The sequence below is a fragment of the Propionicimonas sp. genome (genome assembly GCF_049840635.1).
Classification (GTDB): Bacteria; Actinomycetota; Actinomycetes; order Propionibacteriales; family Propionibacteriaceae; genus Propionicimonas.
Map to the genome: position 1 here is coordinate 1,528,911 of NZ_JASGKL010000005.1, position 12,963 is coordinate 1,541,873.

The 12,963-nt window shown below is 71.5% G+C and carries 11 protein-coding genes; 3 read left to right on the plus strand and 8 right to left on the minus strand.

Annotated elements, in window-relative coordinates; genetic code table 11:
- Positions 1–16: 16 nt before the first annotated feature.
- Positions 17–1,216, minus strand: a complete 1,200-nt coding sequence (locus tag QM779_RS12765) for a CynX/NimT family MFS transporter (RefSeq protein WP_428535784.1) — start codon at positions 1,214–1,216, stop codon at positions 17–19.
- 787 nt (positions 1,217–2,003) lie between these two features.
- Between QM779_RS12765 and QM779_RS12770 the strand changes: the two genes are divergently transcribed.
- From QM779_RS12770 to QM779_RS12780, 3 genes are all read left to right on the plus strand, one after another.
- Entirely contained in the window at positions 2,004–3,377 is a 1,374-nt protein-coding gene (locus tag QM779_RS12770; RefSeq protein WP_428535786.1) for an L-serine ammonia-lyase, read from the plus strand.
- A 542-nt stretch (positions 3,378–3,919) separates the two neighbouring features.
- Positions 3,920–4,960: an L-glyceraldehyde 3-phosphate reductase gene (mgrA, locus tag QM779_RS12775; RefSeq protein ID WP_428535788.1), complete on the plus strand. Its 1,041-nt coding sequence runs from the start codon at positions 3,920–3,922 to the stop codon at positions 4,958–4,960.
- A 30-nt stretch (positions 4,961–4,990) separates the two neighbouring features.
- Entirely contained in the window at positions 4,991–6,235 is a 1,245-nt protein-coding gene (locus QM779_RS12780; protein WP_428535790.1) for an endo-1,4-beta-xylanase, read from the plus strand.
- A 186-nt stretch (positions 6,236–6,421) separates the two neighbouring features.
- Here QM779_RS12780 and QM779_RS12785 read toward each other — a convergent pair whose 3' ends face one another.
- The 7 genes from QM779_RS12785 to QM779_RS12815 all read right to left on the minus strand — a co-directional run bounded on the left by QM779_RS12785 (position 6,422) and on the right by QM779_RS12815 (position 12,954).
- Positions 6,422–7,159: a 5'-methylthioadenosine/adenosylhomocysteine nucleosidase gene (locus QM779_RS12785; RefSeq protein ID WP_428535792.1), complete on the minus strand. Its 738-nt coding sequence runs from the start codon at positions 7,157–7,159 to the stop codon at positions 6,422–6,424.
- Between the two features lie 40 nt (positions 7,160–7,199).
- Positions 7,200–8,030: an ABC transporter permease gene (locus tag QM779_RS12790; protein ID WP_428535794.1), complete on the minus strand. Its 831-nt coding sequence runs from the start codon at positions 8,028–8,030 to the stop codon at positions 7,200–7,202.
- A complete protein-coding gene (locus tag QM779_RS12795; protein WP_428535796.1) occupies positions 8,027–8,881 on the minus strand; it encodes an ABC transporter permease in 855 nt (284 codons plus the stop codon). Before QM779_RS12795 ends, QM779_RS12790 begins: the two co-directional genes overlap by 4 nt.
- A gap of 67 nt (positions 8,882–8,948) precedes the next feature.
- On the minus strand, positions 8,949–9,869 hold the full coding sequence (locus tag QM779_RS12800; RefSeq protein WP_428535798.1) for an ABC transporter ATP-binding protein: 921 nt from the start codon (positions 9,867–9,869) through the stop codon (positions 8,949–8,951).
- 152 nt (positions 9,870–10,021) lie between these two features.
- Positions 10,022–10,849, minus strand: a complete 828-nt coding sequence (locus QM779_RS12805) for an aldo/keto reductase (protein WP_428535800.1) — start codon at positions 10,847–10,849, stop codon at positions 10,022–10,024.
- A gap of 134 nt (positions 10,850–10,983) precedes the next feature.
- Complete coding sequence (locus tag QM779_RS12810) at positions 10,984–12,321, minus strand: DUF4921 family protein (protein ID WP_428535802.1); 1,338 nt, start codon at positions 12,319–12,321, stop codon at positions 10,984–10,986.
- 51 nt (positions 12,322–12,372) lie between these two features.
- Complete coding sequence (locus tag QM779_RS12815) at positions 12,373–12,954, minus strand: GNAT family N-acetyltransferase (protein WP_428535804.1); 582 nt, start codon at positions 12,952–12,954, stop codon at positions 12,373–12,375.
- Positions 12,955–12,963: the final 9 nt, after the last annotated feature.

Consider the following 12,963-nt stretch of genomic DNA (forward strand, 5'->3'; position numbering starts at 1 on the left):
ACCGGAGGCGTCGAGGTCAGTCCGTCGCCGGTGCGCGGACCGCGGCGATCGACGCGACGCCCATCACGACGACCATGGCGAGCATGACCAGGAAGGGCGCGGTCCAGCCGGCCACCTGTTGGTGCAGCCAGCCCACCAGGACCGGGCCGACGGCGGCGACGCAGTAGCCGAACGTCTGCATGCTCGCCACCGCCCGACGGTTCTCGTCCACGGTCCGCGAGCGACGGATCAGCACGGCCATGATCGCGGCGAAGAATGCCCCCTGGGCCATACCGGCGGCGACGCTCCACACCGGCCACAGCGCGGGAGCGAGCAGCATGCCCGCGGGCAGGGACGCCCACCCGAGCGCCACCGCGACGAGGATCCGGCGGCTCGACCAGCGCGCCGGTCCGGCCAGGACGGGGACCATCATCGGGCCGATCACCCCCGCGGCCTGGAACAGGCTCGCCGCTGCTCCGGCCTGCAACGCGGTCATGCCTCGCAGCTCGGCGAGCGCGGACGGCAGCCAGGCGGTCACCGCGTAGTAGGCCAGAGTGTGGGCGGAGAACGCGACCGTGAGCAGGATCGTCAGCCTGCGCAGCGGGGGCGGCAGCCGTGTCGACGCCGACGACGGGCCGGACGCGGGCGCCGCGGGCGCGGGATCGGGCAGGCCGGCCCGGCGGCGGACGGCAGGGTGGGCGCCGCGGACGCCCGGAGGGTAGACGAGCAGCCACAGCAGCAGGGCCAGCGTCCCCAGCGCCACGCCGGGCAGGGCGATCGCCCACCGCCAGCCGAGCGCCGTGGCCAAGGGGACGGCCGCGGCCATGGTCGTGGTGACAGCGATGTTCACCGTGGCCGTGTAGGCGCTGCTGAGGAGTTCGGCGCGGTGGCGGAACTGGCGTCCAATCAGCATGGGGACGACGAGGTTGCCGATCGTCATGCCGACGCCGAGCAGCACGGTGCCGGCGAACACGGTCGCTACGCCGCCGGCCGAGCGCAGGATCGAGCCGGCGATGATGGCGCCCAGGCAATACAGGGCACCGTGGTTGATGCCGGTGCTGCGCAGCAGGCGGGACGCCGCGGGGGTGAGCAGCCCGAAGCAGAAGACCGGGACGCTGGTCAGCAGGCCGGCGGTGGCCGCGTCCAGACCGAGGTCGGCACGCACCTCGCCCAGGACGGGGGAGACGATCGTCACCGGCGCCCGCAGGACGAGAGTGAGCGCGAGCAGTGCTGCCACCGGGATGAGACGCCAGAGCAGGCTGCGGCGGGGGGATCCTGGCGGCACGCTTCCCTCGGGGTCGGGACGGAACCGGACGGACGCGCGTCCGGCACCCGCCATGCTCCCACCGTCGCCGAGCCGCGGTGGCCCGCGTCCATGGGGCACCCGGGTGGCCCGCCCGACGCCGAGAGCCACCCCTCACGTCCACAGCCAGCGTCCAGACCATGGCCCTCGACACGAACGATGGCCCTCGACCACGAACACGGGCCCTCGACGACAGCTGGGCAGCGCACGAGATCCCGGGTCAAGCCCGGGATGACAGGACCCGGGCACCGGATCCCCGCCCCATGCCCAGCCCAGAGCCGCAGACGGCGAGCACCCACCCCCCACCGTCATCCCGGGCGTGACCCGGGATCTCCCAAAGCACCCACCGACACCCCAGCCACCCGAGCGCCGAGAGCCACCCCTCACGTCCACAGCCAGCGCCCAGACCATGGCCCTCGACACGAACGATGGCCCTCGACCACGAACACGGGCCCTCGACGACAGCTGGGCAGCGCACGAGATCCCGGGTCAAGCCCGGGATGACAGGACCCGGGCACCGGATCCCCGCCCCATGCCCAGCCCAGAGCCGCAGACGGCGAGCACCCACCCCCCACCGTCATCCCGGGCGTGACCCGGGATCTCCCAAGGCACCCACCGCCACCCAGCCACCCAACGCCACACCCCACGTCCACCGCCAGCATCCAGACCATGGCCCTCGACGACAAGAGCCGCGTCGGGCCGCGCGTACTACCCTCGACGCATGGCGCTGAGCGTCTTCGACCTGCTCCGGGTGGGCATCGGGCCCTCGTCGTCCCATACCGTCGGCCCGATGAAGGCGGCCGGGCGCTTCGTCGCAGCCCTCGCCGCCGACGGTGTCCTGCCGCGCGTCGCCACCGTGCGGGTCGAGCTGTTCGGGTCGCTCGGGGCGACCGGCAAGGGGCACGGCAGCGTCCCGGCCGTGGTGCTCGGGCTGGCCGGCCACCACCCGGAGACCGTCGATCCTCCCTCGGTGCGTCCGCTGGTGGCCGAGATCCGCCGGACGCACCGCCTCGCGCTCGCCGGGGGCCCCGAGATCCCCTTCGACCCGGACGAGGATGTCGTCCTGTACGGGCGCCGCTCGCTGCCCGTCCACGCGAACGGGATGGTGTTCACCGCCTGCGACGCCGCGGGCCTGGAACTGGCCCGGCGCACGTACTACTCGGTCGGCGGTGGCTTCGTGCTCGACGAGTCCCAGACCGGCCCCGACCGGGTGGTTCCGGACACCACCGTCCTGCCGTTCCCGTTCCGCACGGGCGCGGAGCTCCTCTCCCACTGCGCGACGACCGGGTTCTCGGTGGCGCGGCTCATGCGCGAGAACGAGCGCACGTGGCGGACGGACGCGGAGATCGACGCCGGCCTGCTGCACATCTGGGCGGTGATGCAGGAATGCGTCCAGCACGGACTGGTCACCGAGGGCGTCCTTCCGGGCGGACTGAAGGTGCGGCGGCGGGCGCCCGAACTGCTGCGCCGCCTCCAGCTCGAGGCCGACACGACCGACCCGCTCCGGGGCATGGACTGGATCACGCTCTACGCGCTGGCGGTGAACGAGGAGAACGCGTCCGGTGGACGCGTCGTCACCGCCCCGACCAACGGTGCGGCGGGCGTAGTACCGGCGGTGTTGATGTATTACCGCAATTTCGTCCACGGCTGCAGCGACGACGGGGTGGTCCGGTTCCTGCTGACGGCGGGAGCGATCGGCGTGGTGATCAAGGAGCTCGCGTCCATCAGCGGCGCGGAGGTCGGCTGCCAGGGCGAGATCGGCGCGGCCTGCTCGATGGCGGCGGCCGGATTCTCGTGCGTGCTGGGCGGCACGCCGGAACAGGTCGAGAACGCCGCGGAGATCGGCATGGAACACAACCTCGGCCTGACCTGCGACCCCGTGGGCGGCCTCGTCCAGATCCCGTGCATCGAGCGCAACGCGATCGCGGCGGTGAAAGCGGTCACGGCGGCCCGGACCGCGCTGCGGGGCGACGGCCGGCACATCGTCAGCCTGGACTCGGTGCTGAAGACGATGCGCGAGACCGGCGCCGACATGAGCGTGAAGTACAAGGAGACCGCCCGCGGCGGCCTCGCCCTCAACGTGATCGAGTGCTGACGCGACACCCCTGGCACGCGTCCCGATCTCCTTCGACCGTTCCGCGCCGCTGAGCCCCGTCCCACCATCCCGACTCCCCGACCATCCCGACTCCCCGGCCGGCCCCCTGTCCACCGTCCGCCTGACCGCCCGTCCCCAGCGCACTCTGCTCGCGAAACCACCACCCTGCGCGCGATCTTTCGGGCGCAGAGTGACTTCTCGGGCGCAGAGTGGGGATCCCCGGGCTTGGCGCCAAGGGCGATGCGTCAGCCCGGCCCTGGGGGTGCCGGGGCGATGCGTCATCCCGGGCTTGACCCGGGATCTCCGCGTCCGTGCGGGTGGATGTTCGAACTGCCCTGCGGTTCTGCGCCGCCGATGCTCTGATCGTGGCACCACTGGCGACGGCGGCGCTCCTGCGGTGCGATTTCGCAGGGTCCGGGTGTGGGCCGGGCCGGCTCTGGCCATCCCGGATGCGCGGTGGGTCGCAGACCGGGCGGGACGCGGCGGCGAAAGGCTGGCGCGGCGCGGCCGTAGGATCGGCGGGAGCGACAGAAAGGTCACCGATGCCCATCCTGGACACGTACGTTCCCGATCCGGCCCGCTACGACGGACGCATGCCCTACCGGACGGTGGGCCGCAGCGGGCTGAAGCTGCCGGCGGTCTCGCTCGGGCTGTGGCACAACTTCGGCGACGACGTCCCGTTCGCCACCCAGCGGGCGACGCTGCGCCGGGCGTTCGAGCTGGGTGTGACCCACTTCGACCTCGCCAACAACTACGGGCCGCCCTACGGCTCGGCCGAGACGAACTTCGGACGCCACTTCCGCGAGGACTTCCGTCCGTACCGCGACGAGCTGGTCATCTCCACCAAGGCCGGCTGGGACATGTGGCCCGGACCCTACGGCGACCTCGGCTCCCGCAAGTACCTGCTGGCCTCCCTCGACCAGTCGCTGGCCAGGATGGGACTGGACTACGTCGACCTCTTCTACCACCACCACTACGACCCGACCACACCCATGGAGGAGACGATCCAGGCGCTGGACGCGGCCGTCCGGCAGGGCAAGGCGCTCTACGTCGGCATCTCTTCCTACTCGGGTGAGCGGACGCGCGAGGCCGTCGCGATCGCCCGCGAACTGGGCACGCCGCTGGTGATCCACCAGCCTTCGTACTCGATGCTGAACCGCTGGGTCGAGGAGGACCTGCTCGACGCCCTCGGGGACACGGGGCTCGGCGCGATCGCGTTCTCGCCGCTCGCGCAGGGCATGCTGACCGACAAGTACCTCGACGGCGTGCCGGCCGGCTCCCGGGCCGCGCAGGGCAAGTCGTTGTCGCCCGACCTGCTCACCGAGCAGAACCTCACCCACATCCGCGCGCTGAACGAGTTGGCGTCCGGACGCGGCCAGACGCTCGCGCAGCTGGCGATCGCGTGGGTGCTGAGGGACGAGCGGGTGGCGTCGGCGCTGATCGGCGCGTCCAGCGTGAAGCAGCTGGAGGACAGCGTCGGGGCGGTGGCGAACCTCTCCTTCACCGCCGACGAGCTCGCCCTGATCGACCGCTACGCCACCGAGGGCGGCATCAACCTCTGGGCCGGTCCGAGCACCGCGTAACCGTCCCGGCCCACTCCCGAGAGGAGCACGATGCAGCTCGCGACCTGCCCCGACACCACGTCCGCGCACCGGCTGGGGTCGGCCGTCCTGACGGTGACCGCCGCCGACGGGGCACCGGTGGCCGACACCGAGGTGGAGGTGGCCCAGCTGCGGCACGCGTTCGCGTTCGGCAACATCGGGTTCGACCTCATCGACCTGGCGAACGGGAGGGGTGCGGACGGGGACGCCGCGCTCGCCGACCGCTGGCTGGAGCTGTTCAACACCGCGACGCTGCCGTTTTACTGGGGCACGTTCGAGCCCGAGGAGGGGGCGACCCGCACCGGCGACCTGCTCGCGACCGCCGCGTGGTTCGCCGACCGCGGCGTCCGGCTGAAGGGCCACCCGCTGGTGTGGCACACCGTCCAGCCCCGCTGGCTGCTCGGCCGCCCGTCGGCCGAGGTCGAGCCGCTCCTGCGCGAGCGGATCCGCCGCGAGGTCACCGCGTTCCGCGAGTATGTCGGCGCGTGGGATGCGATCAACGAGGTCGTGATCATGCCGGTCTTCACGGCGGAGGAGAACGCGATCACGCCGCTGGCGAGGTCGAAGGGACGGATCGCGACGGTCCGGCTGGCGTTCGAGGAGGCGCGCGCCGCCGACCCGTCCGCGACCCTGCTGATCAACGACTTCGACCTGTCGAGTGCCTACGAGCGCCTGATCGAGGGCCTCCTCGAGGCCGGGGTGGGCATTGACGCGATCGGACTGCAGACCCACATGCACCAGGGCTACCGCGGCGAGGAGCAGGTGCAGGAGGTCGTCGAACGGTTCTCCCGGTTCGGGCTCCCGCTGCACTTCACCGAGACGTCCCTGGTGTCGGGCCACCTGATGCCGCCGGACATCGTGGACCTCAACGACTACGTCGTCGAGTCGTGGCCCAGCACGCCGGACGGGGAGGTGCGGCAGGCCGACGAGCTCGTCCGGCACTACCGCTGCCTGGTGGCGCAGCCGTCGGTGGAGGCGATCACCTACTGGGGCATCACGGACGCCGGCGCCTGGCTCGCCGCCCCGATCGGGCTCGTCCGTGCGGACGGCTCACCGAAGCCCTCGTTCGCGGCGCTGCGGGACCTGATCAAGGGCGAGTGGTGGCTGCCACCGACCCGCCTGCGCACGGACGCGGCCGGCCAGGTCGGCGTCCGCGGGTTCGCCGGCGACTACGAGGCCACGCTCGACGGCCATGCGACTGGCTTCACGCTGACGCCCGCCGCCGACGTCGACGTGGAGGTCCACCCGCTTCCCTGAGCCGGGCCGCCGCGAGCGCGGCACGCCAGGAACCGTCCCCATCGTGCCGCAACGGGTTGGCGCGAAACCGGGGACGGTTCTACTTCCCCGCCAGAACGCGGCACGCCAGGAACCGTCCCCATCGTGCCGGGCACGAAGGAACCGTCCCGGCGTACCCGGCACGAGGGGACGGTTCCGGTCGTGCCGTCAGGGGCACCAGGGCAGCGCGGTGAGGACGAGGTCGCGCGCGTACGGGGCGGCGACCTCCCGCAGGAACTTCGGGAAGTCGACGAGGGCGTCGGCGTCGGCGCTGTCGGAGATCGTGCGGGCGACGGCGAACGGGACGCCGGCCGTGTGGCACACCTGGGCGATCGCCGCGCCCTCCATCTCCACGGCGAGGACGTCGGGGAGGTCGCGGCGCAGCGCGTCCGACAGCTCGCTCGTCGCGACGAACACGTCCCCCGACGCGACCAGCCCGAGGTGCCAGTGCGGGTCACCCAGGCCCAGCGCGGCGAGCTCGGGACGGTGCTGTCCGACCACCACTTCTGCCGCCGCGGCGAGCGCGCCCGTCAGTGCCCGGTCGGCGGGGATCCGCGCGATGTCCAGGGACGGCACCACCCAGCGCTCCCACAGCGGGCGCGCGTCGAGGTCGTGCTGGATGAGTTCGGACGCGACCACCACGTCCCCGGGTCCGACGGACGCCCCGAGCCCGCCCGCGGTGCCGACCATGATCACGGCCGACACCTCCTGGGCCAGCAGCGTCGCCGTCGAGGCGGCCGCGACCTTGCCGACCCCGGACAGCGCGAGCACGACGTCGCGTCCGCACAGCCGGCCGGTGTGGAAGTCCCGCCCGGCCACCCGGCGCGTGCTGAGCGGCGCCTCCAGGGAGGCCGCCGTCCGGATCGCGGCCAGCTCATCGGGCAGTGCGGCAACGATCGCGATCATTCCGGCCTCCTCGCGCGTGGTCCTGCGACCACAGTCTGCTTCACCGGAGGAACAATGCGCGAAGCCTCCGGGTGGTGAAGCCGATTCCGAGCAACGACATCACCAGAAAGTATCCGAGGTGCACGGCGGTCGAGGCCTCGAAGTGGCCCACCGACAGTTGCCGCATCAGCTCCACGCCGTGCCACAGCGGCATCGCCATCACGAACCACTGCACGGGCTCGGGGAACACCGTGATCGGGAACAGCGTGGAGCTGAACATGAACATCGGCAGCAGCGCGATGTTGATCCAGTCCATCTGCTGGAAGGTCTCGAAGTAGCTGGTCAGGGCCATGCCGAGGGCGGCGAACCCGAGCGCGATCAGCAGCGCGACCGGGATCATCGCCAGCGCCCACCACGACGTCGCCAGCCCCATCACCGCGATCACGATCGTGAACCCCAGCGCGTACAGGAAGCCGCGGAACAGCGCCATGAAGATTTCGCCGGCCGCCACGTCGAGCGGCCCCAGCGACGTGGCGAGCATGCCCTGGTAGAGCTTGGCGAACTTCAGCTTGAAGAACACGTTCCACGTCGAGTCGTAGATCGCCCCGTTCATCGCGGACGTGGCCAGCAGCGCGGGCGCGATGTACGCGGCGTAGGCGATCGGACGCCCGTCCGGCCCGGCCACCGTCCCGATCAGCCCACCCAACCCGTAGCCCATCGCGAGCAGGTAGAACACCGGCTCGAAGAAGCCGGAGACCATCACGAGCCAGTTCTGCGACCGGATCACCGCGAACCCGCGCTCGATCACCGCCCCCGTGTTGCCCGACGAGTTCGACGCGATCCACGCCGACATCGGACGCCGACGCCGGACCCCCTCGGACGCGGCGCTCATCGGGCCAGCCTCCGGGTGAAGTTCCGGACAGCGACGACCGTGCCCCCGACGGTCAGCGCCAGCAGGAAGGCGAGGTGCACGACCACCATCCACCAGGGCACGGCCAGGCCGAACGCGAGTAGCCGCGCGATCTGGGTGCCGTGCCACATCGGCGAGATCCAGCCGATCCAGCGCAGGAACACCGGCATCGACTCCAGCGGGAAGAAGGTGCCGGCGAACAGGAACATCGGGTTGATGATGAACCGCTGCACCATGGCGAACTGGTAGCCCTCGTTCTCGATCGTGGACGCGTAGGCCATCAGCGGCGTCCCGAAGGACAGCCCGGCCAGCACGGCGACCAGGACGATCGGCCACGATCCGGGCCCGACCACGCCGGAGACCAGCAGCACCAGCCAGAAGACCAGGGAGATGCCGGCGAACTTGAGGGCGATCGCCACGATCTCGCCGATCGCGACCTGGGCGGCGGACGCGGCCGTCGCACTGCGCGCGTAGTAGAGCTTGCCCCACTTGAAGCCGTCGACCACGGGGAAGGTGGTCTCGCCGGCGGCGGCCATCACCACGCTGCTGACCAGCAGGCCGGGCGCGACGAAGGTGAGGTACGGCACCCCCTCGACCCCGCCGGACCCCGCGTCCACCAGGGTGCCCAGGCCGATGCCCATCGCGACCAGGTACAGGATCGGGGTGAGCACGGCGTAGCCGAGGGCGGACGACCAGTAGGCCTTCATGCCGGCCAGCCGCCACTCGGCCTGGTACCACCACCCCCACCGGCGGGCGCGGGCGGCCTGCCGGTCGGGGCGGAGCGCGCGGCCGGAGTAGGCGAGCGCGTTGCTGTCGACGAAGTCGGACGACAACAGCCCCGACCGCCCCGGAACGGAGGCGGCGGGTTCGTGGCCAGGCGTGGGGGACGAACCCCGAGGATCAGTCAACGAGGCTCCGTCCGGTCAGCCGGAGGAACACGTCCTCGAGGGACGAACGCCGCACCAGCGAGGTGACCGGGACCATGCCGTCGCGACGAATGGCCTCCAGCGTCGCCTCCCCGTCCGCCGTGTACAGCAGGACGCGGTCAGGCAGCGGCTCGAGGCGTTCAGCGAAGCCGGCCAGCCGCTCGACCAGGGCGGCGTTGCGGTCGGACCCGAACCGGAGCTCGACCACCTCCCGGGTCGAGTACTGCCGGATCAGGTCGGACGGGCTGCCCTCGGCGACGATCCGGCCGTGGTCCATCACGATCAGTCGGTCGCACAGCTGCTCGGCCTCGTCCATGAAGTGGGTGGTGACGATCAGGGTGACGCCCTGCTCCTTCAGCCGGAACAGCCGGTCCCACAGGATGTGCCGGGCCTGCGGGTCGAGGCCGGTGGTGGGCTCGTCCAGCAACAGGATGCGGGGCTCGTTGACCAGCGCCCTTGCGATCGTGAGCCGTCGCTTCATGCCGCCGGACAGGTTGTCGACCTTCTCCTTCGCCTTGTCGGTGAGCTGGGCGAAGGCGAGCAGCTCGTCCGCCTTGGGACGCAGGCAGTCGTACGGCAGCCCGAAGTAGCGCCCGTACATGATCAGGTTGTCGCGGGCCCGCAGCTCGTTGTCGAGGTTGTCGGTCTGGGGGACGACGCCGAGGCCCGCGCGGACCTCGGGCCCATGCACCTCGGGATCGAGCCCGTTGACGAGCAGCGTCCCGGACGTGCGCAGGCTGGTGCCACCGATCATCCGCATCGTGGTGGACTTTCCCGCGCCGTTCGGCCCGAGCAGCCCGAACGACTCCCCCGGCGCCACCTCGAACGAGATCGCGTCCACCGCGCGCAGATCGCCGAAGGTCTTGGTGAGCTCTCGCGCTTCGATCACAGGCACCCGGTCACCCTAACCGCCGCCACCGACACCGGTGAACGGGGACGAACCCCGGCGGACGCCGACCCTGGCGCGGAAGGAGAACCGTCCCCGGTTTCGCGCCACCCCGGGACGAGGTTGGCGCGGAAGGGGGGACGGTTCTGGTTTCGCGCCGCTCAGAACTCCTCGTGGACGGCGGGGTCGGCGTCGAAGAGGCGGCCGTCGGGGCGGCCCAGCGCGGTGATCGCGGCGACCTCCGCCTCGGTGAGCGTGAAGTCGAACACGGACAGGTTCTCCAGCTGGCGGCCGGCGGACGCGGCCTTCGGCAGCGGGAGCGTCCCCAGCTGCACGTGCCAGCGCAGCACCACCTGGACGGGCGTGCGGCCATGGGCCTGAGCGATGCCGGTCACGACCGGGTCGTGCATGACCTCGCCGGCGCGTCCGAGCGGGCTCCAGGCCTCGGTGAGGATGCCGCGCTCCGCGTCCACCTGGCGCTGGAGCACCTGCGGGAAGTACGGGTGCAGCTCGACCTGGTTGACCGCCGGCGTCACCCCGGTCTCTGCGATGATCCGGTCGAGGTGCTCGGGAAGGAAGTTGCTCACGCCGATCGAGCGCAGGACGCCCTCCCGCTGCAGGTCGACGAGCGCCTGCCACGCCTCGACGTACTTGTCCACGCCCGGGTTCGGCCAGTGGATCAGGTACAGGTCGATGTGGTCGAGCTGCATCCGGTACAGCGACTCGTGCACGCAGGTCTTCGCCTCGGCGTAGGCGTGGTGGCGTCCGGGCAGCTTGGACGTGACCAGCACCTCGTCCCGCGGCACCCCCGAGCGCCGGATCGCCTCGCCGACCGCGCCCTCGTTCTCGTAGTTCACCGCCGAGTCGATCAGCCGGTAGCCCTGGTGGAGCGCGCTGACCATCGCCGCGACCCCGCTCTCACCGCGCAGCGGGAACGTGCCGAAGCCGATCGCGGGCAGGGTGTGGCCGTCGTTCAGGGTGTGGGTCATGGCTCGACGCTAGCGCGCGCCGTCCGCGTCCCCAAACCTCGTGACGCGATCCCGCCACTCCTTGCGTCCCACCTGTCCCTGATGGCGCATCCCGGGGCGTCGGTGGCCGGATCGCGTCACGCAGTCAGCCGGCCCTACGTCCGGTTGGCGCGGTACCGCAGCGGGTTGGGACGGCACGGCGCCTCGGTGGCGATCTTCATGGCCGCGATGCGTCCCTCGTCGCGCAGCGCGTACAGCTGCGGCACGATCCGGTCGCGCAGCGCGTAGGGGTCGATGGTGTTGAGGTAGATCTTCGTCGCGCCCTCGAAGCCGGCCACGGTCGAGACCCGCCACTTCAGCATCACGCGCCACGGCATCGGCAGGTCGGAGTCGACCGGACGGTAGTGCCACTCCTCGTTGCACGGCACCGCCACCCCGGACGCGGCGTGCATGGCGTGCACCATGTCCGACATCGCCCGGAGTTCCTCCGGGGTGTGGTTCCACGGGTCGGGGGCCTCGGACTTGGAGTAGATCTCGATCGTCGGGTAGCGGTGGCCGAAGCCCGCGAACGCGATCGCGTGGTCGTTCTCCGCGATCACAAGGTTCTTGTACGCGGCGTAGTTCACCCCGTACTCGTTGTAGATGTTGGCGTTGGCCCGCAGCCGCTCCATCGCCTGCTCGTGCTGCGTGCCGCGCTCGTCGATCGCCACGAGTTGCTTGTGCAGGTGGTCGAACGACGCCCCGGCCGGACGCAGCCAGTTCTGGAACACCGCCACGTACCGGGCGTACCGGTTGAGGTCGAACAGCGCGGCGGTCGACTCCACGGTGAACGCCATGAAGTGCTCGTGCTCCTCCGGCGTCAGCGTCCCGGAGGACGCCAGCTGGGTGTTGTCGGTGGCCCCGTCCACGAAGTGCCGGCGGGCGACGATCACGTCGTGCCCGCCGCCGAAGAAGCCGGACGCCGCCTCCAGCTGCCCCTCGACGCCCATCGCGTCAATGACGGCGTCGCTGCGTCCGCCCGCCTTCAGCTTGGCGCGGACCACGGCGAGCACGTGGTCACGGCCGGCGTCCGAGGCGAGGTAGGCGGTCTTGCGCTCCCGCACCCGGGAGGGGAGTTCGTAGCCGTAGTTCAGGTGCCAGTAGTCGTAGGAGAGGATCTCGAACAGGTTGGGGACGCGGCGGAACTCGGCGACGGTCGCCTCGAGCTGGTCGGCGGACGTGCGGTAGCGAGTCTCCCAGCCGCCGTCGTCGTGGCGGATGACCCGGGACTTCTCCGGCGGGGTGTCCAGGTAGCGCCGCTCGCAGAACGCGCAGTGCCGGCCGTGCTGGGCGGGGTCGAGCGGCACCGGGTCGGGCAGCGCGACGCCGAGCGGACGGTTGCCGCGCCCGGCCACCGTCCACACCTCGGTGCCGCTGAACGGGTTCAGCTGCTTGACCGTGCCGTCCTTCAGCTGCGTGATGAACTCCGGCTCACGCAGGTACGGCTGCACCACGTCGACCCCCTCCCTCGTTGTACCGATTCAGGGTAGTGCTCCGGCGACGCGTCAGGGCGAGAGCGGGGCCGCGTGGCCGTGCGTCCGGACCCGGTCGGCGGACTGCGGCCACTCGGAGGCGAGCACCGCGTACGGGTACGTGTCCTTCCACACCGGTCGGCCCTCGGCGTCGGAGGCGAAGCTCGCGTTCTGGCGCAGGTGGCCCTCCCTGCGCAGGCCGAGCCGTTCCAGCAACCGCCACGACGCCGGGTTGGCCGGGTCGCAATGGGCGACGACACGGTGCGCACCCTGCGCGAAACATCGGTCGAGCAGCGCGGCCGCCGACTCGTGTGCGTAGCCACGTCCCCAGTGGTCGGGGTGGAAGACGTACCCGAGTTCCCAGGTCCGCCAGGCCACCGGCTCCTCGGGATGCAGGTAGAGGTTGCCGATGAGGACGTCGCCAAGACAGACGGCCCAGAAGTCGGGGTCCCGCGCACGCTCGGCGGCCAGCCGTTCGCAGGCGTCCGCCGACTGCACCGGGTAGGGCTCGAACGCCACCGCCTCCGGGCGGGAGAGGTACGCGTGCAGGCCGGGCCCGTCCGTGGGCAGGAACCGACGGACGGAGAGTCGCGGTGTCAGGAACCCGGCGTCCACGCCCCCACC

Bases quoted from the DNA above. Each gene is read 5' to 3' on its own strand.
- QM779_RS12790 (WP_428535794.1), bottom strand. From the start codon at position 8,030: ATGAGCGCCGCGTCCGAGGGGGTCCGGCGTCGGCGTCCGATGTCGGCG.
- mgrA (WP_428535788.1), top strand. From the start codon at position 3,920: ATGCCCATCCTGGACACGTACGTTCCCGATCCGGCCCGCTACGACGGA.
- QM779_RS12780 (WP_428535790.1), top strand. From the start codon at position 4,991: ATGCAGCTCGCGACCTGCCCCGACACCACGTCCGCGCACCGGCTGGGG.
- QM779_RS12770 (WP_428535786.1), top strand. From the start codon at position 2,004: ATGGCGCTGAGCGTCTTCGACCTGCTCCGGGTGGGCATCGGGCCCTCG.
- QM779_RS12805 (WP_428535800.1), bottom strand. From the start codon at position 10,849: ATGACCCACACCCTGAACGACGGCCACACCCTGCCCGCGATCGGCTTC.
- QM779_RS12785 (WP_428535792.1), bottom strand. From the start codon at position 7,159: ATGATCGCGATCGTTGCCGCACTGCCCGATGAGCTGGCCGCGATCCGG.